At 47.2% G+C, this 24,361-nt stretch carries 22 protein-coding genes and 1 pseudogene; 11 read left to right on the top strand and 12 right to left on the bottom strand.

All coding sequences use genetic code 11. The features are described from left to right. Nucleotides 1-117: 117 nt before the first annotated feature. The 5 genes from D791_RS10215 to D791_RS10195 form a co-directional block, all read right to left on the bottom strand. A complete protein-coding gene (locus tag D791_RS10215) occupies nt 118-1,104 on the bottom strand; it encodes a quinoprotein relay system zinc metallohydrolase 1 (protein WP_237748596.1) in 987 nt (328 codons plus the stop codon). Beyond that, nucleotides 1,076-1,834 (bottom strand): quinoprotein dehydrogenase-associated SoxYZ-like carrier, encoded by a 759-nt coding sequence (locus D791_RS10210; RefSeq protein ID WP_036511141.1) that lies wholly within the window; start codon nt 1,832-1,834, stop codon nt 1,076-1,078. Before D791_RS10210 ends, D791_RS10215 begins: the two co-directional genes overlap by 29 nt. Before the next feature lie 76 nt (nt 1,835-1,910). Next, nucleotides 1,911-2,840, bottom strand: a complete 930-nt coding sequence (locus D791_RS10205) for a substrate-binding periplasmic protein (RefSeq protein ID WP_036511138.1) — start codon at nt 2,838-2,840, stop codon at nt 1,911-1,913. Further along, on the bottom strand, nt 2,830-3,273 hold the full coding sequence (pedF, locus tag D791_RS10200) for a cytochrome c-550 PedF (RefSeq protein WP_036511135.1): 444 nt from the start codon (nt 3,271-3,273) through the stop codon (nt 2,830-2,832). Before pedF ends, D791_RS10205 begins: the two co-directional genes overlap by 11 nt. Before the next feature lie 172 nt (nt 3,274-3,445). After that, nucleotides 3,446-3,874 (bottom strand): cupredoxin domain-containing protein, encoded by a 429-nt coding sequence (locus tag D791_RS10195; RefSeq protein ID WP_237748595.1) that lies wholly within the window; start codon nt 3,872-3,874, stop codon nt 3,446-3,448. Nucleotides 3,875-4,043: 169 nt separating this feature from the next. On the opposite strand from D791_RS10195, the gene D791_RS10190 reads away from it, so the two are divergent. From D791_RS10190 to D791_RS10170, 5 genes are all read left to right on the top strand, one after another. Then, a complete protein-coding gene (locus D791_RS10190; RefSeq protein WP_051514413.1) occupies nt 4,044-5,231 on the top strand; it encodes an ABC transporter substrate-binding protein in 1,188 nt (395 codons plus the stop codon). 21 nt (nt 5,232-5,252) lie between these two features. Then, nucleotides 5,253-6,221: a YVTN family beta-propeller repeat protein gene (locus tag D791_RS10185; RefSeq protein WP_081763826.1), complete on the top strand. Its 969-nt coding sequence runs from the start codon at nt 5,253-5,255 to the stop codon at nt 6,219-6,221. Continuing rightward, a complete protein-coding gene (locus D791_RS10180; RefSeq protein ID WP_036511131.1) occupies nt 6,222-6,956 on the top strand; it encodes an ABC transporter ATP-binding protein in 735 nt (244 codons plus the stop codon). After that, the gene (locus tag D791_RS10175) at nt 6,953-7,744 is read left to right on the top strand and encodes an ABC transporter permease (RefSeq protein ID WP_036511128.1); all 792 of its coding nucleotides are present in this window, start codon (nt 6,953-6,955) and stop codon (nt 7,742-7,744) included. Before D791_RS10180 ends, D791_RS10175 begins: the two co-directional genes overlap by 4 nt. 131 nt (nt 7,745-7,875) lie before the next feature. Next, a complete protein-coding gene (locus tag D791_RS10170; protein ID WP_157682315.1) occupies nt 7,876-8,250 on the top strand; it encodes a SirB2 family protein in 375 nt (124 codons plus the stop codon). 46 nt (nt 8,251-8,296) lie between these two features. On the opposite strand, the gene rfbD is transcribed toward D791_RS10170, so the two are convergent. The 5 genes from rfbD to D791_RS18960 all read right to left on the bottom strand — a co-directional run bounded on the left by rfbD (nt 8,297) and on the right by D791_RS18960 (nt 13,098). Further along, complete coding sequence (gene rfbD, locus D791_RS10165) at nt 8,297-9,202, bottom strand: dTDP-4-dehydrorhamnose reductase (protein WP_036511124.1); 906 nt, start codon at nt 9,200-9,202, stop codon at nt 8,297-8,299. Nucleotides 9,203-9,317: 115 nt separating this feature from the next. Next, nucleotides 9,318-10,577, bottom strand: coding sequence for a TRAP transporter large permease (locus tag D791_RS10160; protein ID WP_036511121.1), 1,260 nt, complete (start codon nt 10,575-10,577; stop codon nt 9,318-9,320). After that, complete coding sequence (locus tag D791_RS10155; RefSeq protein WP_036511119.1) at nt 10,574-11,143, bottom strand: TRAP transporter small permease; 570 nt, start codon at nt 11,141-11,143, stop codon at nt 10,574-10,576. The genes D791_RS10160 and D791_RS10155 overlap by 4 nt, the downstream gene beginning before the upstream one ends. A gap of 61 nt (nt 11,144-11,204) precedes the next feature. Then, entirely contained in the window at nt 11,205-12,194 is a 990-nt protein-coding gene (locus D791_RS10150; protein ID WP_036511116.1) for a TRAP transporter substrate-binding protein, read from the bottom strand. 133 nt (nt 12,195-12,327) lie between these two features. Further along, nucleotides 12,328-13,098: a pyrroline-5-carboxylate reductase family protein gene (locus D791_RS18960; RefSeq protein WP_051514412.1), complete on the bottom strand. Its 771-nt coding sequence runs from the start codon at nt 13,096-13,098 to the stop codon at nt 12,328-12,330. 213 nt (nt 13,099-13,311) lie between these two features. Here D791_RS18960 and D791_RS10140 point away from each other — a divergent pair, with 213 nt between their 5' ends. The 5 genes from D791_RS10140 to D791_RS10120 all read left to right on the top strand — a co-directional run bounded on the left by D791_RS10140 (nt 13,312) and on the right by D791_RS10120 (nt 19,695). Continuing rightward, nucleotides 13,312-13,875: a GbsR/MarR family transcriptional regulator gene (locus D791_RS10140; RefSeq protein ID WP_036511113.1), complete on the top strand. Its 564-nt coding sequence runs from the start codon at nt 13,312-13,314 to the stop codon at nt 13,873-13,875. Between the two features lie 36 nt (nt 13,876-13,911). Next, a complete protein-coding gene (locus D791_RS10135) occupies nt 13,912-15,285 on the top strand; it encodes a cytochrome ubiquinol oxidase subunit I (protein WP_036511110.1) in 1,374 nt (457 codons plus the stop codon). Next, nucleotides 15,282-16,286 carry a cytochrome d ubiquinol oxidase subunit II gene (cydB, locus tag D791_RS10130; protein WP_036511107.1) on the top strand — a complete coding sequence of 335 codons (1,005 nt, stop codon included), beginning with the start codon at nt 15,282-15,284 and terminating at the stop codon, nt 16,284-16,286. The genes D791_RS10135 and cydB overlap by 4 nt, the downstream gene beginning before the upstream one ends. Before the next feature lie 245 nt (nt 16,287-16,531). Further along, nucleotides 16,532-18,376, top strand: a complete 1,845-nt coding sequence (locus tag D791_RS10125; RefSeq protein WP_036511105.1) for an ABC transporter ATP-binding protein — start codon at nt 16,532-16,534, stop codon at nt 18,374-18,376. Between the two features lie 26 nt (nt 18,377-18,402). Continuing rightward, entirely contained in the window at nt 18,403-19,695 is a 1,293-nt protein-coding gene (locus tag D791_RS10120; protein WP_036511102.1) for a voltage-gated chloride channel family protein, read from the top strand. A 61-nt stretch (nt 19,696-19,756) separates the two neighbouring features. Here the strand turns inward: D791_RS10120 and D791_RS10115 are convergent. Further along, nucleotides 19,757-21,468 (bottom strand): annotated as a pseudogene (locus D791_RS10115) (potassium/proton antiporter). A gap of 236 nt (nt 21,469-21,704) precedes the next feature. Between D791_RS10115 and D791_RS10110 the strand changes: the two are divergent. Further along, on the top strand, nt 21,705-22,454 hold the full coding sequence (locus D791_RS10110; protein WP_036511099.1) for an EAL domain-containing protein: 750 nt from the start codon (nt 21,705-21,707) through the stop codon (nt 22,452-22,454). A 112-nt stretch (nt 22,455-22,566) separates the two neighbouring features. Here D791_RS10110 and D791_RS10105 read toward each other — a convergent pair whose 3' ends face one another. Continuing rightward, nucleotides 22,567-24,333 carry a PAS domain S-box protein gene (locus D791_RS10105; RefSeq protein WP_036511096.1) on the bottom strand — a complete coding sequence of 589 codons (1,767 nt, stop codon included), beginning with the start codon at nt 24,331-24,333 and terminating at the stop codon, nt 22,567-22,569. Nucleotides 24,334-24,361: the final 28 nt, after the last annotated feature.

Below are 24,361 nucleotides of genomic sequence, written 5' to 3'. Positions count from 1 at the left end.
CGGTATAGACTGGGCTGTTTTCCCGGTGTACTTAGGAATGCTTTTATTTTGGCCAGTTACTCAAGATCAACCATTGACCGCTCGTCGTGTATTAGCGGTACATTAGTCGTACTACTTCTAAAAATTCTCAGCAAAGAACAGGTCTTCATACTTGGGATACAAATGTGTCACTGTGCGTTGTAGCTCCTGTGCCGCTAAAGCCACTGAAGAAAAACGCTCAGGAATATCCACCCTCATCACCTCCGTTGCCACGAGCCCTTGCGCAGCCGAATCGGTTAATACCTGATCCAGCCACGTGAGGTAGGCTCGCATCTGATCCAAAGGCTCTCTTGAAGTGGCAACCTCCCCATGTCCCGGCACAAGAGTGGTAAATTCAAGTGAAGATAACGCATCGATATCCTCAAGCCATTGCATGAGGCCAGGTGTGTCGGGTGTTGTGAGTGCTCGGTCATAAAACACCAGATCAAATGCGAACAGCACACCTGTCGTTTCATCAAGTATGACGAGATCGGACTGCGGCCCGCTATGCCCCGAAAACGCCATAAACCTAAGGGAATGTTCACCTATTCTCTCTTGGCCTGGTGTTTGAATACGGTTGGGCAATAGAACATCGGTGCCTCGCATCCAATCCCCGACCATGCGATACATATTCTCGGTGTAGGCTTCGCCTCGACTTTTAATTAAGTCGATGGTTGCGGCTAAGGCATAAATATCGACATCCGCAAACGCTTGATTCCCTAAAAAATGATCCGGATGGTGATGACTGTTATAAACACGCGCAATCGGCTGCTCTGTCACCTCACGGATGACACGGCGCAACGCCTCTCCATAACGCTTGGACGGTCCGGTATCCAATACAACGACACCCTCTGCCGTAACAATAAAGGCGGTATTCACAATATCGCCGCCATTCTGCGGAGTAAAGTCTTCCGTTAAGCCGGTCACAACCCAGGTATTTGGCGCTATTTCCTGGGGTGTCAATTCGTAGTTCAAAGGATTGGCCTGTACCCAACTGCCACAAACGAGCAAGCCCATCAGTGCATAACGCAGGTGTTTTAAAACCATAGCGGCCCCCTTAAAGTGCTCGTTGGAATTCATTGCCATCGTTATCCCTGACCCACAGCTGATAATGCTGATCCGAACTCAGCCGATCAAAACTAATGCTAGGGTTTTCGGAAACGGCGGGTGACAACTCCAAGCGCACCTGTAGATCGCCATTTTCAGCCCTCAGCTCCACTTGCTCTAAATAAAAACTGGGGATATTGGCAACCAAACCTGAGTCCATCGGATGCATAATGCGAAACTTATAGCGATCCGCACCTGGCTGATCATGTCTTGAAAATCGACCGGCTCGAATCTGGCCAAGACTGGACTGCCAATCGTCATTCATGCGCGACTCGCTTGGCAAGGTGCATCCTCCACCCGCCGCACTCACATAACCAGATCCCACTAACCACTGCCCTGATTCCGTCAACACAGCCGCTCGCACGGGTGTGCTTTGCTGGACCTTAAAGGTAATGGAAACTTGTGGCAGCATCCCAGACTCAGGATGGTAGGTGAAGATATGCTGAATAGGGTTGTAATCCGCCCAAGTAATCATTTTTACAATGGGCTCATCGATTGCACTGGCATCAACCGATACCGGAACTTGCATCGAATCTTCAGCAAACTCAGGTAAAGAGACACGTATCCGATCATCAAATTGATACAGAGCCTCCCCTAAAAACATCTTACGGGTGTAATCCCACATCACGCTGTCGTGAACTTGAGCAAGAACCAGGCTAGGCAAGATTCCAGAACAGATGGCGCAGTAGAGTATGAGTAGTCTTTTCATGGGCAATTTCTTTTATTGTTATATTGATCATCTGTACCCGCATGACGTCTAGCCGTCTGTCAGACTGAGCCAGTTGCTAGAAATCGTAAAAAGCAGGCACTTCCCAAGTGACGCCGTAGCGTTCAAAAATACTGGCAATTTCACCGCTCATTACCAGAGGCTCTAGAATCCCCTCAATGTGATACCCCAATTGACGGTCTGCTTCTCTAACCGCAATGCCAATATCCCAATGCTGTTTTCCCATGGCTGGAAAGGTGGTGTCTCCCATTTTTAAGCTATCGGATGCGTGCTGAGCCAGCAGCCACTCTAACTCCCCTCTCATCGCCATGACCGCTGTCACCTCACCCTCAACCATTGCTTGAAACGCTTGAGCGGGAGAGCGGAAGTGGCGCACTTGGTTGCGCAAGTTACCATTAAAAACCGATGTCAACATGAAAGCTGGCACGGTTTCCATTTCAACGCCAATCGGGTGGTATTGGAAAACGGCGAGGGTTCGGGCCGCTTCAAGGCGATCCGAATTATGTGCCAACTTCCACGTCTCACGTTGATAGGGCATCATCATCACAATCAGATCGTTTTGATAGGCATACACCCCCTGACCTATGTAACCACGCGCGTAATTAAAATTACGGTCATAAGGCACACGCAACATGACATCCGCCACTTTCTTACCGGACAAACGTTCATGCTTGTGGTCATGATCAAGCACATGCCCACGCCAGAGATAGTTTCTCAGATCATCGGCAAGATCTTCGTCGGGGAGCATCCAGAACAGCTCAAGTTCAAGACCCATTTCGTCGGCAATATGCTGTGCAATATCCACATCAATTCCGACAGCTTCACCGTCTGCATTTTTAAATGAATACGGAGGGAAATTTTCGTAAACCCCCACCCGTAAAAAGCCAGAGGCCAAAAGTTCATCATAGGGACGAGAAAACGCCTGCCCTGCACTTAGCAGGGTCAGGACGAGTAGAAAAGGAAGAAAAACGCGTTGGTTAATGCCCATGGCTCACAGTCTCCAACCAAGCACGAATGGCCCATACCGCTTCTTGATCCATATGATCGGCCATACGCGGCATGTAGACACGGCCATCTCTTACCGCACCTTCACGAACACGGTAGATGTACCACTCATCCCCTTCTAGGCCATTCTCCATTTCACGAAGATCAGGAGCGATACCGCCCGATATCGCTTCTAAACCATGACAACGCGCACAGTTTTGATTGTATGCAGACGCACCAATGCGCACAGCCGTATCGTATTCAGCATGACCTGGACGGTACGGATTTTCGTCCAGCCAATCAGAACCAAGTGAAGATAATCCTTTTGTATCGACGGCTTGCGGCGTTACGTCGCCATGGCCAATGGCTAAAGTGGAAAGACCCATTGTTATCATTGACGCAGCGATAAGGCTGAATGCTTTTTGCTTGGTTTTCATTTTTAATCACCCATTATTAGATTTATTAAACTTAAAAATGTTTTTATGGGTAGATAGTGATGTCTTTTAAATTATTTTAAGATTCGTCATTAGACTGTTTTTTTTGATACTTAAGTACTAAGTGCTCAATAACAATGTAAATAGAAACTTTACTCAACTTTAAAGACGCCAGTCATGCCACGCTCTTCGTGACCTTTGATATAGAATGGAAATTCACCGGGGCGTATCGGCACAAAGAAAATCTCGGCCTCGCTTTATCTTCAAACTCTAGCTCCGTTAACCCAACACCTTTGATCTCAACACCACCGGCTTCAACTTTACGGATATAGATGGACTCAAAAAACTTAGGTGCTTGAAATGCGTACTCTTTCAATCCAGACGCTTGTATTTTCAATCGATAGGATTTCCCCGTTTCAAAGGTGTATTCCTTCGGTTCCATAAAATAATCCAACAACTCAGTATCTGTTAACTTACCCAGTTGTATTGGCTCTAATCGTTCAGGTCGCTGAGTCAAATCACCAGCAGACCAAGCCATACCCGACACGGATATTGCGATGGCAGCCAATATAGATTTCACTCCAATGTGTTTTTTAGATAGCATGTCTATCACCTCTTTTATTTTTGTAAGTATGCTCCTTTTTAGACTATCCCAGCCCTGCTCAAAAAAAATGCTACTTAAGAACTAAATAATTACTACTTTCTAAACATTCAGATTTATCCCTCAAGCTTCTAAGCTGAAGACCACGTTTATAAATGCAGAAGAATCAGCCATGAAAACGATAAAAAAACTGATAACTGCTCCTGTTACAGCCTGCCTTCTAGCCAGTGCAATCGCTTTGTCAACACCGGCTCACAGTGAAGGGCTGGAGGTGCGTATTGCCTATTTGGGGTTTGAGGAAGACAAAGGCCCTCTGTTGTCGAATTCATTTCCCGAACCTGAAGACTCGGGACTGAAAGGCGCTGAGGTCGCATTACGCGACAACAACAGTACGGGACGTTTTTTAAAGCAAACCTATCATTTAGATGCCTTACACACGGATGATGCAGACGAACTCTATGAGTTTGCCACGCAGCTTCATGCGGACGGTGTTCGGTTTTTCGTTGCTAACCTACCTGCCGACCAAATACGACGTCTGCACGAAACCTTCGGCGACGATGCCTTATTGTTTAATGCCGGTAGCAAGGACGATGCTTTAAGAGTCAATGAATGCATCCCAGGACTTCTGCATACTCTGCCATCCCGTGCGATGCTCGCCGACGCACTTGGGCAGTGGTTAGCGGCACGGCGCTGGAATAAATGGCTGCTCGTCACAGGGCAAACGGAAGATGATAAAGCCTATGCGGCTGCCATTCGACGTGCAGCCGACCGTTTTGGTGGACGCATAGTGGCTGAAAAAGAATGGGACTTTGACACGGACCTACGCCGCACGGCACAACAAGAACTGCCCATGTTCACACGTGCCAGTGATTACGATGTCGTGATTGTTGCTGACGAACGAGGTGATTTTGGTGAATATCTACTCTACAACACTTGGCTGCCCCGCCCCGTTGCAGGTACGCAAGGCTTAATGCCAACAGGTTGGCACAAGGCGGTTGAAGCCTGGGGTGCTGCTCAATTGCACAGCCGCTTTGAGCGACACGCTGATCGCTGGATGAACGAATTGGACTACGCCTCATGGGCAGGCGTTCGTACCGTTGGCGAGGCCGTCGCCGCCATCAAGACAACTGAATTAAAGGATGTTCGAGCGTTTATTTTATCGGATGATTTTCAACTGGCAGGGTTTAAGGGTAGACGTTTGGAATACAGACCTTGGAGTGGGCAGTTAAAACAGCCCATTCCATTGGTCCACCCGCGAGCACTTGTTTCACAATCGCCTCAGGAAGGCTTTTTACATCCGGTAACTGACTTGGATACCCTTGGTTTTGACGCGCCCGAAAGTCAATGCCACGTAAAATAATAAATAAAGTGGAGAGTAACTATGTTTAAAAAACGTCTACTAACAGGCTTAATCGCAGGGGCATTATTTAGCACACCTCTGTTTGCAGGGACTGCGTTTATTTCCAATGAGCGAGACAACACCATTTCGGTAATTGATACAAAAAGCTGGGAAGTTGTGAACACCTTCAATGTGGGCATGCGCCCCAGAGGGATTCTCTTAAACAGCGACTATTCAAAGCTCTATGTCTGTGCAAGCGACTCAGACCGCGTTGAAATATATGATGCGAAGACCTTTGAGTTTATCACCGACCTTCCTTCCGGCGATGATCCCGAGCAGTTTGCCCTGCATCCCAATGATCGCTTGCTATTTATTGCCAATGAGGATGACGATATTGTCTCCGTTGTCGATACGGAAACCCACCAAGTCCTCGCGCAAATTGAAGTGGGCATTGAACCGGAAGGCATGGGTGTTAGCCCCGATGGAAAATGGGCGGTCAACACCAGCGAAACCACCAATATGCTGCATTGGATCGATACTGAAACACTTGAACTGGTCGACAACACGGTGATTGACCAACGTCCTCGACACGTTGAGTTTACCCACGACAGTCAACGTCTCTGGGCCTCCGCTGAAATTGGTGGCACTGTTACCATTTACGATGTCGACAGCCGCGAGGAAATTCACAAAATCAACTTCGAAATCAAAGGCGTTCACCCGGATCGCATTCAACCCGTTGGTATTCAGTTAACTCAAGACGGTCGCTACGCCTTTGTCGCGCTAGGCCCCGCTAACCACGTGGCCATGATCGATCAACAAACCTATGAAGTTCTTGAGTATTTCTTGGTTGGACGTCGTGTCTGGGGAGTGGGACTCACACCTGATGACAAATACGTGATATCAACCAACGGTGTGAGTGGCGATGTGTCAATCATCGATGTTGAGAAGCGTGAAGTGATTAAAACCCTCAAGGTGGGCCGTTACCCTTGGGGCGTTGTGGCAGCGCCGTAAATGAGTATTGAACTCAATGCTGTCAACTTCCAGTATGGAAAACGTCAGGTCCTTCACGACCTGACGTTTTCCCTCACGGCGGGAAGCTTCAATGCACTGCTTGGCCCTAATGGCGCGGGGAAAACCACACTTATTTCACTTCTGACACGCCTGCTCGCATTACAGTCAGGTTCCATCAAAATTCATGAGGACGACCTGCGCCAAGCACCCAGACGAATCATGGCATCACTTGGCGTTGTCTTCCAACAAAGCACACTCGATTTAGATCTCAGCGTCTTACACAATCTTGAATACCATGGTGCGCTTCATGGCCTGTCACGCCAACAAGTTAAGAACCGAGCGCTTGAAGAGCTGGCTCGTATGGGCCTGTCTGACCGCCTCAATGATAAAGTGCGCAGTTTGAACGGGGGCCATCGGCGTCGTGTCGAAATTGCCCGTGCACTCCTGCACCGACCTAAGGTTTTACTGCTTGACGAACCCAGTGTGGGGTTGGACACGCGCACACGCCTCGAACTCAATGAGTATGTACGAGGCCTCTGCCAAACCCATGCACTCACCCTGCTCTGGACCACTCACTTGATGGATGAAATTCGTCCCGAGGATCATCTGCTTGTGTTGAATAAAGGTCATTTGCTGTTTGCAGACACGGGTACTCAGTTATTATCGCTCACCCAGACTCATCTTCTATCCGATGCCTTTGAGCAGATCACAGGCCTGAGGGAAACGGTCATATGAATTTTTCTGTCTATGCCTACAGTTTTTTGGGCGTTTTAAAGCGAGAGTTTTTACGTTTTATTCACCAGCGCTCACGTTTTTTTAGTTCGCTGGTTCGCCCTTTACTTTGGCTGATTGTATTCGCGGCGGGCTTTCGTGCGGCACTCGGCTTGTCGATTACGCCCCCATACCAAACCTACATCACCTATGAGACCTACATTATTCCCGGTCTGGCCTGCATGATTCTGTTGTTTAACGGCATGCAAAGTGCTCTGTCCATGGTCTATGATCGAGAGATGGGCAGTATGCGAGTATTGTTAATGAGCCCTCTCCCTCGCAGCTGGTTGCTCTTTTGTAAACTCTTTGCCATTGCTCTGATTTCACTGATTCAGGTGTATGCGTTTTATGGCATCACCTTAGCGCTCGACATACGTTTACCCTTAATTGGGCTTCTTTATGCACTGCCTGCTTTATTGCTCACAGCCCTTGAACTAGGCGCAATCGGTCTGTTTTTATCGTCTAAAATCAGACAGTTGGAAAACTTTGCGGGGGTCATGAACTTTGTTATTTTCCCGATGTTTTTTATGTCGTCCGCGCTCTATCCTCTGTGGCGAATGCGTGAAAGCAGTGAATGGCTCTACTGGGTGTGTAGCCTGAACCCCTTTACCTATGCCGTTGAGTTAGTTCGCTTCGCCATGTACTCGCAGCTAAACCTCGAAGCCTTCTGGGTGACCTTGGCGACAACCCTATTCTTTGGTGGTATGGCCATTATTGGATTTCGCCCTGAAAAGGTTACGGGTACTAAGTGAAAATGAAATCTAGATACTTCTTTCCAACGTCCCATTTTCACAACAACTGAACCCAGCAGTTGCTCGAAGGTCTGGCTTATGCCAAAGTCTGCTTTCCTTGATTAATAATATGAGAATCCTGTCTTATGTACATGGCGTTTAAACACCTTCATCTCACGATGGTTGCTATCACGATTTTACTCTTTTTGATTCGTGCCGTGATGTTGCTGGCATGGCCAAAAGGGCTTCAGAAGAAACTGTTTAAAATTCTTCCCCACGTGGTTGATACCTTGTTGATTCTATCGGCGATTGGCCTTTTGGTCGCCATGCAGATGAACCCTTTGCACGTTGGCTGGGTGTTGGCAAAAATCATTGGACTCATACTGTATATTGCCTTTGCCGTCTACGCATTCAAAAAGGCCCACTCATTAGGGGAAAAAATTCTTGGCTTGGCCTTGGCGGGTACGGCCTTAATCTACATTGCTAAGGTCGCTCTGGCGCGCTCGGCAACGCTCGGCTTGTTCTAACCCCTTTCGCTGAACACAGGCGGGCCCCTATGGGGTCACGCCCATTTCATGTTTCCACTTGATCATAGTAGATGCGAACTAACCGCTGCAATTCGCTGCGCCACGGACGCTGCCGAATACCGAAAACGTTTAAAATTTTCTGGCATTTTAAAACAGAGGTAGAGGGACGTTGAGCTTCCGTGGGATAATCTTTGGTTGAAACAGGTACAAGATGGGTGGCTTTTAAGTTTTCATACTGTCGTGCGGCGGCAATAACGGCTTCACTGAAGCCATATCGCGTGGTCACTTCAGCACCGCAATAGTGATAGGTTCCCCAGGCATCCGCTCCATTGCTAATTTGCTTAAGAATCGCCACCACCACTCGAGCTAAGTCATAGGCACTCGTAGGACAACCGCGTCGATCATCCACAGCGCAAATCTCTTCCTGATGACGCGCTTCATCAAGTAAGCGCAACATGAAGTTATCGCCTCGCTCACTGAACAACCAACTGACTCTCAAAATGATATGCTGCGGCCAGCCTGTTCGCAGATACTCTTCTCCTTGAAACTTACTTAAGCCATACACGCCAAGCGGTGCTGTTTCATCTTTTTCGCTGTAACCCGTGGCATAATGCCCATCGAAAACATAATCCGTGGACAAATGAATGACCGGAATCGACAAGCTCGCACAGGCCTGCGCCAGATTCTTTACGCCCTCGGCATTGAGTTGATACGCACGCTCCGGTTCGCGCTCGGCACGGTCGGCACTGTTTAATCCAGCACAGTTAATCACATAATCAGGAAGACACGCATCCAATTGCTCTATCACCTTTTCAGGTTGAGTGATATCGAGCTGTTTACGACTGAGCGCCGTAACGGCAAAAAAGGGATCGGACTTCGCTAAATGCGTAATCGCATAGCCAGCTTGCCCATCGGCACCTGTAATTAGCACTTTAACTGGATCAGCGAACAATCATTTTACTCCTAAGCGGTTAGCCATTCGTGCTCAACCTTATGTGTGTTGCCACTCAAATCTCACTCTACTTTACAGACAATCCAGAGTAACGAAAAGCCACAAATGGATGGATTCAAAGTAAAATCAAGACAATACTCGGAATACCACTGATTAGGATAAGCGAGAGTAACGTCATCATCAAAAAAGGGAGCAACGCTTTAAATATCTTCATCGGGGGAACACCTGTCATGGCCGAACCAATGAACAAGCCAGCCCCCACGGGTGGCGTTAAAAGTCCCATGACGAGCGTCAGACACACAACCACACCAAACTGATACGGGCTGATGCCAAAATCCGCTTGCGCAACGGGTAACAGGATAGGCACAACCAGAATTAATGCTGCAATACCGTCCAACAGCATCCCCACTAAAATCAGCGCAGCAACCACCATCAATAAAAAGACAAAGGGATCTGAGGTTTGCTGAACGATCCAAGCGGCGACGGCTTGCGGAATTTGCTCGTAGATTAGGACCCAGCCAAAGACACCGGCAGCGGAGATCAAAATAATCACCATGCCCGAATTCAATGCTGTTCGCTTCATAATCTCGGGTAAATGGCTGAGTTTTAATTCTTTATAAACACAGGTCCCCACCAGCAAAGCTCCTAAGGATGCCAAGGCCGCTGATTCGGTTGGTGTGACCAGTCCCGTCAAAATGCCACCAATGATCAATACGGGTATCAAGCAGGCGGGAAGCCCCATCCAAAAGGCTTTTTTAGCCTCTGCCGCTGTTAACCACTGGCCCTTGGGATATTCGTGCACCAACCCCATCAGCGCAATGGTCAGGAAGAACAACGCTGACATGAGTAAACCGGGTAAAATACCCGCAATAAACATATCGGCAATGGGTACTTGAGCCAACACACCAAACAATACAAATAGCATCGAGGGGGGAATAATCGGCGATAGAAGCCCCCCTGCAGAGGTAATCGCCGCCGCGTAGGCTGGCGAGTAGCCCTCTTTTTCCATTGCAGGCACCATCGCTCTCGACATAATCGCAATCTGCGAAGCCGCCGATCCCATAATAGCAGCCATCATCATGTTGGCCACAAGGTTAATATACGCCAGTCCACCCCTAAAACCGCCCACTAAAATACGCGCCATATTAATTAAGCGAGACGTTAAACCGCCTTCATTCATTAACTCACCAGCCAGCATAAACAAAGGGATGGCCAACAAACCATAGTTTTCAATTGCCCCAAACAGTTGCTGAGTGAACGAATCAAATAAAAGATGATTACCCGATTGTGCAATATAAGCCGCAGACGTCAAGGTCAACACAAGTGCAATTGGAACAGCAGCAAACAACAAAATTAAGAACACAGCCAAAATCATGCGGACGTTCCCTTTTGCTCGTATGCCTTGGGCGTTCTCCAAGACAAGAGTCGATCCAGCACATTTACGCTGCTGTGTATCATCAGTGCGAATGCAACCCAGGGTAAACACATCCACACCCAAACCTTTTTTAAACCCAGTGTGTTGGTGTTTTCTGAATAGATAAAATTGAACGTCTGCGACTGATACTCCATCACATCAAATCCGGTTTGAAATAACCGCCAAGGGTCATACCAGCGATAACACAGGACGGCCAATAAAAGAGCAAACCCCAATATCATCACATCACTAAACAGCGCTAAACAATACCGCCCCCTAAGGGGTAATTGATCCACTAAAAAGGTGACCGCAAGGGTTTGACGTTTTTTAATCACAACAGAGGTGGCTAAAAAGGTCATCCAAATCATCGCATAAATGGCCAGCTCATCAATCCAGTAAATGGCCATGCCCAGCGCTCGGCTGACCACGTTCACTAAGATCAACACACTGATAAATAGCGCCATCAAAGCCGCTAAGGCCATTTCAAACTTAGCGACCCAATGTGAGAGTTGTCGTAATAACTGCATTGTTGAATACCGACCCTAACGTTGATTAGGGCCTTAACTGTCGAAAACACTGACGGCGATTTTAGGGGGTACGCAGTCTATTCACTGCATCTCTTAATGCACCTAACGATTGCGCTTTTTCTGACCAAATCGCTTCCCATGCCGCGATGCTTTCAGCAAAGTGTTCGCGACTTGCTTCTGTAATCATGATATTTAGCGCTCTTAGCTCAGCTTCTTGATCCTTTTCTTGCAGCCTGAAGGTTTCTAATACACCGTCTAGCTGAGCTTGCATCAGCTCTGTAATTAATGCTTTATCTTCTTCCTCCAGAGTTCTCCACACACGAGCTGAGACAACGCCGACCATCGGGAACATCATATGGTTAGAAATCAGCAAGTGCTCGGCACGCTCATAGAATTTGAAGATTAAGATTGAATCATAATCCATATCAATGGCATCAATTTGACGATTTGCTAAAGCGTCATAGACGGCTGGCAAGGGTAAAGGGGTGGGAGCTGCACCTAACGCATTGTAAAAATCGCGAATCGGTTCAAAAGGGGTAATTCGCAGTTTTTTACCCCGAAGATCGGCAGGACTTTCGACCGGCACTCGGCTCATGACTTGCCTCATGCCCGCCATGCCGTAGCCAATACCGATTAAACCCGCTTGTTGTGGCAGAAGATCAAATAAACGTTTCGCTTCATCTGTTTTGAGCAAACTGGCGGCTTCGTCCACGTTATCCACCAAATAGGGTGCATAGAGCGCACCGAATTCTGGCACACGATTTGAAACCTCAGCAATAGTCAAAAAAGCCATATCCAAAGAGCCCGCTTGCAACTGCTGAACCATCTGTGCTTCATTCCCCAACTGCTGTGCCGGAAAAATTGCAACACTGTGCTTACCGTTGGATGCCTGATTGAGCTCATCGGCAAAGGCTTGAGCCGCTTGTGTCCAATGATGAGACGGCGGGGTAATTAGCCCTAAGCGAAAATCTTTTGCTTGAACAGCAAAGGCCGCCAAACTTAAACACGAGACAGCGACAGCCGACGCCAATGATTTTCGAAAGTAACCCATGAACATCTCCTAACGGCAGGTATTTGATGCGAATATATCTAAAAATCTACCCGAAAAGCGTTTCTAGATAAAGCGATATCTGTAAAAGCTTTTCAAACACTCTCAATTTACAAAAATGAGATGCATTTGCCGATCATGGCATTGACTTTAACTCTTTCAGTAACTCACTCAAAATATCCACCCAAGGCTTTTCGGCTTGCCGCTCTTTCAGGTGATAAAGGCCTCGCGCCGTAAACGTACCGGGGGTTCCAATCTCACGTGCAAGAACAGAGGGCGCGGTGCTCCGGCGTTGTTTAAGTAAGGTTGCGGACTCCTGTTGAGCCCGCGCTAATAACTCAACAGCATCGACTAAAGACATCCCCGTTTCATCCGAAAAGGCCTGTGCCAACGCCTGAATCTGATCTAACCACCATGCATTCACACAAACGCTAAGCATTGACGCTTCAAACTGTGCTTCCGTGGAAAAACTCTGAACACCAAATCCTGCATTTGAAAAACACGTCGACAGGGCCGCATCGCTTGGAAAGAAAAAAACACTCGCGCCGGGATATTCTGCTGCAATGCTTGCCATCATACGAGTCACTTTGGCCGGGTAAAACAGCGCTTGAAGAGTTTTTAGCTCGACACCTGCGGCAACACAGATCAGATGATGATCCGGTGTCAGTTTGATCTGCGCCGCAAGCGCCTGCAAATCATTCGGTCGAACACCGATGATCACCGTCGAGCATTGATCCACCACGGCTTGGTTGTCTGCCGCAACGGACACCTGCGGCAAACTCAATAACCGCTCAACACGAAACGCCGAACGTGGAGATAAACACCAACGGTAAGGCGATTTTGATTTCTGGACGCCCCTCACGATTGCCTCTGTCAGCGCCCCTACCCCTAACACACCGATACGCATGCGGCCCCCTTTCTTATACTTTTACATCAGTATAGGTGTGAATTCGAATATCGCTAGCCTCGACATATTTACACGCTCATGGATGCAAGAAATGCACGAACAAGCACACCTGTAACGTTCAATCATAGATTTTCTTTAAAAGCGTTGATCTAGATCAAGACATAGGCGTATTATTCTTTCAGAAAATTCTGAAAGTTCAATAAAGGCACAACTATGCAATTAACACCAATGATTGAATCCTTTGTTTACCACTTTGGCGAAATGGGCAGCCGCTGGGGCTTCAACCGCACCGTGGGTCAGATTTACGCCTTATTGGTCATCAGCGAAGAGCCCTTATGTGCGAACGAAATCGGGGATCTACTCGGCATTTCTCGTGGCAACGTGAGCATGGGTTTAAAAGAGCTGGGCAGTTGGCAGCTGGTTCAGGTGATTCACAAACAAGGCGAGCGACGTGAATTTTATCAAAGCCGAGGCAGTATCTGGGACATGGCTAATCGTGTATTTGAAGAACGGCGCAAACGCGAAATGGACCCCACCCTCACATTACTGCGCGACATTATGATGGACGAAGCCGCCAATCAAGAAGAAATCTACGCCCAGAAACGCATCGCCGAAATTCATGACCTGCTGGAAAACATTACGGAGTGGACGCAAAGCCTGCAATCACTTTCACCCGATAAGCTGAACACTTTAATGAAACTCGGTTCGGGGGTGGGCAAGGTGCTGGAGTTTACGGATACGTTCTTAAGTAAAAAAGAGCCTGCCAAAAAGGCGTAGTGTGTTGATCGGTGCTTATCTACCTGCGAGGTCCTTATGTTAGACACCCTGCTACTCTCGCGAATACAATTCGCCGCCAATATCAGCTTTCATATTTTATTTCCCACAATCACCATTGCCCTTGGCTGGTTGCTGGTGTACTTCAAAATTCGCTTTGATTTATCTCAACATCCCGTTTGGATGCGAGCCTACCGCTTTTGGGTGAAAGTCTTTGCCTTGACCTTTGCTTTAGGCGTAGTAAGCGGCATTACCATGTCGTTCCAGTTTGGTACCAACTGGCCCGGCTTTATGGAAACGGTTGGAAATATTGCGGGCCCCTTGCTGGCCTATGAAATTCTGACGGCTTTTTTCCTCGAAGCCACGATGCTGGGCATTATGTTGTTTGGCTTTAATAAAGTCCCCCGCTGGCTGCACACCTTGGCCACGTTATTGGTTGCGCTCGGCACAACCTTGTCCGCATTTTGGATTCTCGTTCTGAATTCATGGATGCAAACACCAGTCGGCTTCGAAATGCGTGATGGCGTGGCCCACGCGACGGATTGGTTGGCGATCATCTTCAACCCGTCCTTCCCCTATCGCTTTACGCACATGTTATTCGCTTCGGCATTAACGGTGTGCTTTTTGGTTGCAGGCATCTCAGCGTATCGCTTGTACCGAGGCGATAATAAAAAGGCACCTCGCCTAACCCTCAAAACCGCTCTGTTTAGTGCGGCGGTGTTGGCTCCTAGCCAAGCATTTATCGGGGATTTGCACGGTTTAAACACCTTAGCGCATCAGCCGCAAAAAGTAGCGGCCATGGAAGGATTGTGGCACACGGAAAAAGGCGCCCCCTTGGTGCTGTTTGCTATACCGGATGCTGAAACCCAAACGAACCGCTTTGCGATTGAAATTCCAAAACTGGCGAGTTTGATCCTGACACATGAATTAGAGGGTGAGCTACAAGGGATCAGTGACTTCGAAGATGCCCATCCCCCCGTTGCGCCTGTTTTTTATAGTTTCAGGGTAATGGTGGGAACAGGCATAGCGATGATCTTGGTGGCCTGGTGGTGCAGTCTGCGACTCTACCGTAAAAATGAGCTCACTCCCCTGCAGTATAAGGTCTTAATGGGTATGTCTTTTTCGGGGTGGCTCGCCACACTAGCAGGGTGGTATGTCACCGAAATTGGGCGTCAACCTTACTTGGTCTACGGCGTCTTACGTACCAGTGAAGCGGTTACTACGGTCGCCAGTGAGCAGGTTGCTCTCACCTTAATCATGTATCTCTTACTTTATGCAGTGTTGTTGGTGGCCTATATCAAAACCCTATTCTGGTTGGCCAAGCGCGCGATTGATGTAGAAGAGTACGATTTATCGCTTCCCGGTTTACCCGAAAAGAAAACGGAAATTGCCACAGAAGGAGCCCGCGTATGAGCCTATTAACAGCGGAAAACTTGGCGTTGGTTTTTGCCGCCCTAACGGCTCTGGCCGTGCTTTTGTATGCCATTCTCGATGGATATGACTTGGGCGTAGGGATAACCTTACCCATGAAACAAGAGGCTTGGCGGGATACATCAATTGCATCGATTGGCCCCTTCTGGGATGCCAACGAAACCTGGCTTGTTTTAGCCGTAGGCTTACTGCTGGTGGCCTTCCCTGCAGCGCACAGTGCCATTCTTCACGCACTATACTTGCCTGCAGCATTGCTATTAATCGGACTTATTCTTCGAGGAGTGGCGTTCGATTTTCGTGCTAAGGTCAAACCTGAGCGTAAAATTCACTGGGACTGGACCTTTAAGTGTGGATCCTTACTCGCAACCTTTAGCCAGGGTTTTATGCTGGGTATTTATGTCATGGGGCTGGAGTATCACATCGGAAGTGTGATTTTTGCCTGTTTTAGTGGCCTTTGTGTGACAGCGGCTTACGCCATGATTGGCAACGCTTGGTTGATCGGGAAAACGACTGGCGATTTACAGTTTCATGCGATCCGTCAATGTAAACGCGCAGGCGTCTGGACGTTAGCCGGTATTTTAACGGTCAGCGCGATTAACCCGCTGGTAAATGCCAATGTGTATCAGGTATGGACAGAACCACCTTTGGCGTATTTATTCGCTGCCATTCCTCTTTTGTGCTTTGCCATGTTTGCATTGGGGTATCTAGCACTTAAGCGGCTGCCCCTACCGAATGATCGTGGCGCTTGGATACCCTTTTTCATTTGCAAGGTGATCTTCGTCTGCAGCTTTGCGGGGTTAGCACTGAGCTTTTACCCCTTTGTCGTTCCAAACCAAATGACCTTGTATGAAGCCGCCAGCTCAAAAGAATCCTTGACCATAATCTTCTTTGGCGCGGTGATCGTCATCCCCATTATTGCGGCCTACACCGCCGTCGCGTATTACGCCTTCCGAGGTAAAGCCGATGGTTTGAAGTACTATTAAGTTCGCGGCTTAGAAACCCAAAGCCTCATTCGCTTTGCGTAATAACTTGAGTGGAATGGGGCTTTGAATCCTGAGTGTGGTTTGTGATGGAGTGCGCGCATTAAATGATTTTCTTTCGCACAAAAACTGGACTATTCAGTCTAAATTAGTGTTAAATCGTCTGCTCAATGCCTATCAACATCATGCTCGCCCAACCTTGATGACATTTCCCGCACAACTCAACAGACAAAAAACAGAGAGTCCACATGTTTCGCTGGTTCGAAAGCAGACTTAACCCATTTCCCGATGAACAATTAGGTCAACCCCCAAAAAGCCTCATTCGCTTCTGCCTGCATTACTCGCGTGGGATGTGGCCTTGGATCGCTTGTGCAGCCGTTTTGATGGCGTGCGTTGCCTTGGTCGAAGTCTGGTTATTTAGCTTCCTTGGTAATATTGTGAACTGGTTGTCTGAGCAAGACAAAGAAAGCTTTTTAGCCACCGAGGGCTGGAAACTGATCGGAATGGCCTTGGTTATTATGGGACTGCCATTATTGGTGTTCATTCATTCTGTACTGAATTTCCAAGTGCTGATGGGCAACTACCCCATGCGCATCCGCTGGCTGGTTCACCGCTACTTGCTTAAACAGTCAATGAGCTTTTACCAAGAAGAATTTGCAGGCCGCATCGCAACCAAGCTCATGCAAACCGCTCTTGCCGTACGCGAGTGCGTGATCAAAATGATCGATGTGCTCAATTACGTCACGGTCTACTTCATTGGCACTCTGTTCATTCTGGGCAGTGCCGATCAGCGTTTGATGCTGCCCTTGCTGGTATGGATCGTTGCCTATATTGTCATGTTACGTTTCTTTGTCCCCTTAATGGGTAAGGTTTCGCAACTCCAAGCAGATGCACGCTCGATCATGACCGGACGCATTGTCGACGCCTATACAAACATTCAAACCGTTAAGCTCTTTTCTCACTCTCAACGGGAATCCGACTATGCCCAAGAAAGCATGCAGGGTTTTTTAAGCACGGTTCATAAGCAAATGCGCTTAGTCACCTTGTTTAACACTTGCTTGTATCTGTTGAATTCGTTGTTGCTGCTATCGGTTGCAGGCCTCAGTATCTATCTGTGGTTATCAGACCTGATCAGCATTGGCGCTGTCGCCGTTGCACTTGGCTTAGTGCTGCGCCTATCGGGTATGTCGCAATGGATTATGTGGGAAGTATCGTCTTTATTTGAAAACATTGGCACCGTCAGAGATGGCATCGGCTCAATTTCAGTCGCGCAAGAGGTGCAAGATCAACCCAACGCGCCGGCTCTACAGGCATCAAACGGCGTGATCGAGTTTGATCATATTGATTTTCATTATGGTCAGGCATCCGGTGTCATCGAAGGGCTACAGCTTTCGATTAAATCGGGTGAAAAAGTCGGTATTGTCGGGCGTTCGGGTGCGGGTAAATCAACGCTCGTGAATTTACTTCTGCGCTTCTACGACGTTGAAAAAGGCCGTATTTTGATTGATGGGCAGGCCATCCACGAAGTTCAGCAAGAGTCGTTACGCGCTAATATTGGTATGGTCAGCCAAGACACGTCGTTATTGCACCGATCCGTGCGCGACAATATTGCCTACGGTCGCCCCGATGCATCTGACGAGGAGGTCATCGAAGCCGCTAAACGCGCAAAAGCCCATGACTTCATTCTCAGCTTAAAAGACATCAAAGGCCGTACGGGCTACGACGCGCAAGTGGGCGAGCGAGGCGTCAAACTCTCTGGCGGTCAACGACAACGCATTGCGATTGCACGCGTCATGCTGAAAGATGCCCCGATTCTAATTCTTGATGAAGCCACATCTGCGTTGGATTCCGAGGTGGAATCTGCCATTCAAGAAAACCTGTATAAACTGATGGAAGGCAAAACCGTGATTGCCATTGCCCATCGTTTATCGACCATCGCGGCCATGGATCGTTTAATCGTAATGGATAAGGGACAGATTATTCAAATGGGCACCCATGATGAACTGGTAGCTCAACCAGGCTTGTACGCTCAACTCTGGGCACGGCAATCCGGCGGTTTTCTGGGGGAGGATAATGGTGATAGACTCCCGTAAATCACTTTTGGACTGAGACTACGACCATGCATCGCTCGCCAATCCCACTCGGGTTATTCAAACACCTTGCTAAATGGCTGATCTTGGCCTGTGGTGTTGCGATTTTGGCGGGCAGTGCAGCGGCTCTGTTTTTATTTTCGTTGAGCTGGGTTTCGAACACCTTTTCTAGCCACCCTTGGCTACTATGGTTACTGCCCTTTGCAGGCTTTTTTGTGGGTTGGATGTATCTTCGCTTTGGCCAAAGTGTTGAAGCGGGCAACAACCTTTTACTGGATGAAATTCACGACACTAAACGCGTAATTCCATTGCGCATGGTGCCATTGGTGCTTGGCGGCACGCTCATTTCCCACCTTTTCGGGGCTTCGGTTGGCCGTGAAGGAACAGCGGTGCAAATGGGGGGAGCACTTGCCGATCAACTCACCCGTGTTTTTAAACTCTCGAATGATGATCGGCGTATCTTACTGATGGCGGGTATCAGTGCAGGTTTTGCCTCGGTCTTCGGCACGCCCATCGGAGCCGCTGTATTTGGCCTCGAGGTTTTAGCAACGGGTCGGCTGCGCTATGAAGCCTTACTGCCCTGTATTATTGCCGCAATTGTTGGTGATCAAGTTGCACTCCTCTGGGGCGTGCATCATGACTATTTCACCGTCGCTATTTTTCCATCCATATCCGCCTGGAGCCTTGGTGTCATGATTGTCTGTGGTGCCATTTTTGGTCTTACGGCGCGCGCCTTTGCTGAGGTCATTCACTCCATCAGCAGCTTTATGAAGCGCCGAATACACTACAGCCCTTTACGGCCTTTCGTGGGTGGACTGCTGATTGCTGTCTTGGTTGGCTTAGGCCTCTTTGAAGCAGACCGCTATTTAGGCTTAGGCATACCCGTCATTTTAGAGGCCTTTGATGCACCCCTTTCCATCACGGATAGTATTGGTAAATTCTTTTTCACAGTCCTGTCCTTAGGCGCTGGATTCAAAGGTGGAGAAGTCACCCCTCTCTTCTTCATTGGGGCAACCCTTGGCAATGCACTCTCACCCTTGTTTGATATGCCGTTTGCATTTTTAGCAGGCATAGGTTTTGTGGCGGTATTTGCAGGCGCGGCGAATACGCCTCTTGCTTCTACCTTAATGGCGATGGAGTTGTTTGGTACAGAGATTGGGGTTTTTGCAGCCACTGCCTGTATTGTCAGTTACCTTTTTTCGGGGCATTCAGGCATTTATGGCTCACAGCGCATAGGCGATGGAAAGCACCTACCTACCGAAGAAGGGCTAAAACTCAACGAACTCAGAGAGCGCCGCAAGCAGCGCCCCCCTTCCCCTTAATGTTTTGAGAGTCCAACAGAGGGACAACAGAGGCCAAACAGAGACAATACAACGGAGTTTGTTAAATCAGGCGCAGGCCCACTTTAGTGATTCTATCGCCTTCCACTTCATTCACTACCCATTGTATTCCGTTCCACTCCATGCGGTCCCCCACCACAGGATGACCACCAAACCGCTGACTCAAAAACTGATCAAGGGTTAAATGCGTTTGATCAGGACTGATCACTAGTCCATAGAGTGCGGCCACATCCTTCAGGGGTGCACTCCCATCCAGAGTGAAGTAACCAAAGAAGCTTCGCGCTTGTTGTTTAAAGGGCAAAGGCTCCTGATTAAAAAGCTTATTTAGAATCGGAACATCGGCATCGCGACCTATAATGCAAAGCACATCATTTACTTGCAAACGCGTACTGCCTGATGGATGAATCAGCTGATGATCTCTAAACAATGCACCGACACGCGCACCAGATGGAAAATGCAGCCGCCTGAGTTCTACCCCTTGGACGGTATCCTGCTTCACCGTGTACATAAATGCCTCATAGTCGTTTTCAGGAAAAATCCCTAAGGGCATACGATGACAGGGGGCTGTCGCCATCGGCACTTCGACCTTTAACCACTTGGCCACCCAAGGCAAGCTGCTGCTTGAATCAACAGAGAAATCAGTACGACGTAAAACGCCATATTAAACAACAAACCAGCAGACTCAACGCCCGCAATAATCGGGAAAATTGCCAAGACAATCGGCACAGCGCCACGTAAGCCAACCCATGAAATAAAGCCTAACTCTCGCCAAGAGAAATGGAAGAAGGGCTTGAGGCACAAAACAACGGCGATTGGTCGCGCCACAAAAATCAGCCCCAATGCCAAGAAGGTCGCAGGCCAAGCAATGGCGAGCATTTCATGGGGCGTCACTAGCAATCCTAAAATCAAGAACAAACCGATTTGACTCAGCCATGCCAAACCATCGTGCACAGGCAAAATATGCAAGAGGTGACGGCTGCCACTGTTGCCGATCATTAATCCCGCAAGATAAATGGCTAAAAATCCACTGCCGCCCAACATGTTGGCACCTGCGAAAATACACAGTCCAACACCTGTTACCAACAAGGGATACAGACCTGTTGCCAGATCTAGGCGCTTCAAGGTATGCGCAAATAACCATCCACCGAGTATTCCGATCGGTAACCCTATCCCAAACTGCTCGGCAAACAGAATAAGACTGCTGTACCAATCATCACCGGGATTCATTAATAATGTAATGAAGGTAATGGTTAAAAAAATCGCCATAGGGTCGTTGGTGCCGGATTCAATTTCAAGCGTTGCACTGACCCTCTCGTTCAAATGAACCCCCTTGCCACCCAACATCGAGAAAACGGCTGCCGCATCCGTTGACCCCACGATTGCACCAATCAGCATGCCTTGTAGCAACGAAAGGTCAAAGATTAGCATGGCCAATAAGCCCGTGAGGCCACTGGTGACAACAACCCCTAAGGTTGCTAAAGACAATGCGGGTTTAAGCCCCACTCGAAAGGTCTTCATTCGAGTTCGCATACCGCCATCTAACAGAATAATTGCCAAGGCTAAATGCCCTATCAGATACGCAACCTCAAAATCCTGAAAACTCAATCCTCCAATGCCATCCTCTCCTGCTAACATACCTATACCCAAAAACACCAAAAGTAATGGCATTCCAACACGCGCAGAGATAATCGTGGCCAAGATACTTAGGCACAACAACACAGATACAATTAAAAAGATGAGGTTAATATTCGACACAGTTCAGTTTCATCTCGGCATATATTAATAGAATTAGACCAATGGATCATAACACAGACGCATCTCAGGAATAGAGGGACTTCTAGCATACCTTAGATACCGGATCATCCTTAAAAAGTCAGGCACTCGAGCCTCACAACCATAGCGATTTACTTTGAAATTGACTAATGTATATTATTAAACAAGGTGCTGTATTGATAGCTTCTATTTTTCTCTAACTCAAGGTGATTTTGTACATGATTTCAAACAGAGCGCAACGCAAAGGTTGCAAAGACTGTCAGACACCTCTTGATTTTGAGTTCAGCTTTGCGTTTCAGCCTATCGTCAATGTCCGTGAAAAAAGCATTTTCGGTTACGAAGCCCTTGTTCGAGGCATAGCAGGAGAGTCCGCTTACAGTGTTCTGTCTCGCGTTAACGATGAGAATCGCTATGCCTTTGACCAAACCTGCCGAGTCAAAGCCATTACGTTGGCCAGCCACCTAGGCCTAGACAAAGTATTAAGTATTAACTTTCTACCTAATGCTGTCTACGAGCCTGAACACTGCATTCAGAGCACCTTACAAGCGGCGACAGAGACTGGGTTTCCAATCAATAAACTCATGTTTGAAATCACAGAGTCAGAGGTCGTATTAGATCCAGCACACTTGCGTAACATATTCGAACACTATGAAAAACAAGGTTTTATTACAGCTATCGATGATTTTGGGGCTGGGCACGCGGGCTTCAATATGTTGGCCAACTTTATTCCCCAAATTTTAAAAATTGATATGGAGTTGGTTCGTAATATCGATACAAACTCAGTCAAACAAGTACTGGTTAAAGGACTGATTGATATTTGCCAGCAACTTTCGATTACGGTACTGGCTGAGGGTATCGAGACAGACGCGGAGATGCTCTACTTCAAATCCCTGAATGTTGAACTAATGCAAGGCTACTACTTTGCGAAGCCTGGATTCCAGTGCCTGCCAGACGTTCAATTTTCCTAGTGATTCACATTACTCCTCTCTGCATACACGTTACTCAGGTGTCTGCAATAATGAACGATATAAGCCTGTTTGGCTCAAAGTATGCGCATTACTTACACTATATGAGATTGAGTTATCTGGAATTCTGCAAAGCATCTGCAAGCTCGCTGATTCGTTTTTTAGTTTCTTCTACAAGTTTTCCAATTTCTTTCGCTGAATCAGCAGACTTAGATGCTAAAGTACGCACCTCATCAGCAACAACAGCAAACCCTCGCCCTTGCTCACCAGCTCTTGCTGCTTCAATAGCTGCATTTAAAGAAAGCAAACCTGTTTGATCAGCTATATTATTTATCACAGATACGATAGCGCCGATTTGATTACTAGACTGCATAACAGAACTCATTGCAGCATTGATACTATCTCTATTATTTTGCTCATCATTTATATTTTTTAGAAACGCTGTGTAGCCAATATCATTTCCAATTTGAATTTTACACAAAGCTAACGAGCCATGTAACACGGTGCCATCTTTACGGTAAATAGTAACTTTTCTAGTAGTCCCTACAATTTTATCTTCACCCGTTTTTCTGTTTGCATTCACATATGTATCATGTTTTTCCTGTATATCTATTGGAACCAACATTTTTACATTTCTTTCTAGGACCTCATTGCGATCATACCCCCAAAGCTGCTCCGCCGCCTTATTGAAAAAAGTAATATTATTGAATTTATCTATTGTAACAACAGCATCTAGAGCCTGCTCAAGCGTTTGATTAATAATATCCTTAGCATTTTTTTCAGACGTAATATCTTTCACAAATGCAGTATATAATATTTTGTTATCAAGCCTCACTTTTGAAAGAGATAAACTCCCCCAAATGGCAGTACCATCTTTACGTTCTATTTGTACTTCCCTGTTTGTTCCAACTATTTTATCAATTCCGCTTGTTCGATTTTTGTTAACAAACTCATCGTGATTTGACTGAAAATGCAAAGGCACTAGCATTTTTACGTTCTTGCCTAGAACTTCTTCTCGGGAGTAACCCCAGAGTTGAATGGCCGCATCATTATAAAAAGTCACACAATTATGTTCATCAATAGTAACAACAGCATCCATTGCCTGCTCAAGTGTTTGTCGTATTACCTCTTGCGCTTGACGTTCGACAGAAATATCACGTACAAAGGCCGTATAGATAAGATCGTCACCCATGTACACTTTTGATAATGACAAGCTTCCCCATACTACACTGCCATCACTGCGTTCTATTTGCACTTCACGACTCGTGCCAACTATCTTATCATGCCCAGTCGTACGGTTATTATTCACAAATTTATCGTGATCACCCTGTAAAATTTTAGGGACCAGCATTTTAACATTTTTACCAATAACTTGAGATCGATCATACCCCCATAATAACTCCGCAGATCTATTAAAGAATGTAATATTATTGTATTTATCAATAGTAACAACTGCGTCTACAGCTTGCTCCAGTGTTTGATTAATAACTTCTCTTTGCATTCTCTCTTGAGTGATGTCTTTTAAAAATGCTGTATAGTGAAGATGCCTCCCTACTTTGACTTTAGAAAGTGATAGGCTTCCCCACACGATAGAACCGTCTTTACGGTGAATCTCGACCTCTCGACTTGTACCAACAATTTTGTCTTTGCCAGTATCACGATTTCTGTTTACAAAATGATCATGTTCAGATTGAATAACGGAGGGGACTAGCATTTTAACATTGCTTCCAATAACCTCGTATTTATCATACCCCCAAAGCTGCTCAGCCGCACGATTAAAATAGGTAACAATATTTTTATCGTCAATACTCACAACTGCATCAATAGCTTGATCTAAAACTTGCTGAAAGTAACTTCTGGATTTAAAATTTTTAAAATACATAACACACATCCTTTTATTTTTATTACAC

It is taken from the genome of Nitrincola nitratireducens (assembly GCF_000585235.1).
GTDB classification, from domain to species: domain Bacteria; phylum Pseudomonadota; class Gammaproteobacteria; order Pseudomonadales; family Balneatricaceae; genus Nitrincola; species Nitrincola alkalisediminis.
Note: the sequence above shows the minus strand (reverse complement) of the source record. Positions and strands in the feature narration are given on the sequence as shown.

Excerpts from the sequence above, each read along its gene's own strand:
- D791_RS10195 (WP_237748595.1), bottom strand. The coding sequence starts at position 3,874 with ATGCTATCTAAAAAACACATTGGAGTGAAATCTATATTGGCTGCCATC.
- pedF (WP_036511135.1), bottom strand. The coding sequence starts at position 3,273 with ATGAAAACCAAGCAAAAAGCATTCAGCCTTATCGCTGCGTCAATGATA.
- D791_RS10140 (WP_036511113.1), top strand. The coding sequence starts at position 13,312 with ATGCAATTAACACCAATGATTGAATCCTTTGTTTACCACTTTGGCGAA.
- D791_RS10185 (WP_081763826.1), top strand. The coding sequence starts at position 5,253 with ATGTTTAAAAAACGTCTACTAACAGGCTTAATCGCAGGGGCATTATTT.
- D791_RS10205 (WP_036511138.1), bottom strand. The coding sequence starts at position 2,840 with ATGGGCATTAACCAACGCGTTTTTCTTCCTTTTCTACTCGTCCTGACC.
- D791_RS10175 (WP_036511128.1), top strand. The coding sequence starts at position 6,953 with ATGAATTTTTCTGTCTATGCCTACAGTTTTTTGGGCGTTTTAAAGCGA.
- D791_RS10120 (WP_036511102.1), top strand. The coding sequence starts at position 18,403 with ATGCATCGCTCGCCAATCCCACTCGGGTTATTCAAACACCTTGCTAAA.
- D791_RS10155 (WP_036511119.1), bottom strand. The coding sequence starts at position 11,143 with ATGCAGTTATTACGACAACTCTCACATTGGGTCGCTAAGTTTGAAATG.
- D791_RS10125 (WP_036511105.1), top strand. The coding sequence starts at position 16,532 with ATGTTTCGCTGGTTCGAAAGCAGACTTAACCCATTTCCCGATGAACAA.
- D791_RS10170 (WP_157682315.1), top strand. The coding sequence starts at position 7,876 with ATGGCGTTTAAACACCTTCATCTCACGATGGTTGCTATCACGATTTTA.
- D791_RS10210 (WP_036511141.1), bottom strand. The coding sequence starts at position 1,834 with ATGAAAAGACTACTCATACTCTACTGCGCCATCTGTTCTGGAATCTTG.
- cydB (WP_036511107.1), top strand. The coding sequence starts at position 15,282 with ATGAGCCTATTAACAGCGGAAAACTTGGCGTTGGTTTTTGCCGCCCTA.
- D791_RS10135 (WP_036511110.1), top strand. The coding sequence starts at position 13,912 with ATGTTAGACACCCTGCTACTCTCGCGAATACAATTCGCCGCCAATATC.
- D791_RS10180 (WP_036511131.1), top strand. The coding sequence starts at position 6,222 with ATGAGTATTGAACTCAATGCTGTCAACTTCCAGTATGGAAAACGTCAG.
- D791_RS10160 (WP_036511121.1), bottom strand. The coding sequence starts at position 10,577 with ATGATTTTGGCTGTGTTCTTAATTTTGTTGTTTGCTGCTGTTCCAATT.
- D791_RS10215 (WP_237748596.1), bottom strand. The coding sequence starts at position 1,104 with ATGGCAATGAATTCCAACGAGCACTTTAAGGGGGCCGCTATGGTTTTA.
- D791_RS10110 (WP_036511099.1), top strand. The coding sequence starts at position 21,705 with ATGATTTCAAACAGAGCGCAACGCAAAGGTTGCAAAGACTGTCAGACA.
- D791_RS10150 (WP_036511116.1), bottom strand. The coding sequence starts at position 12,194 with ATGGGTTACTTTCGAAAATCATTGGCGTCGGCTGTCGCTGTCTCGTGT.
- D791_RS10190 (WP_051514413.1), top strand. The coding sequence starts at position 4,044 with ATGAAAACGATAAAAAAACTGATAACTGCTCCTGTTACAGCCTGCCTT.
- D791_RS18960 (WP_051514412.1), bottom strand. The coding sequence starts at position 13,098 with ATGCGTATCGGTGTGTTAGGGGTAGGGGCGCTGACAGAGGCAATCGTG.
- D791_RS10105 (WP_036511096.1), bottom strand. The coding sequence starts at position 24,333 with ATGTATTTTAAAAATTTTAAATCCAGAAGTTACTTTCAGCAAGTTTTA.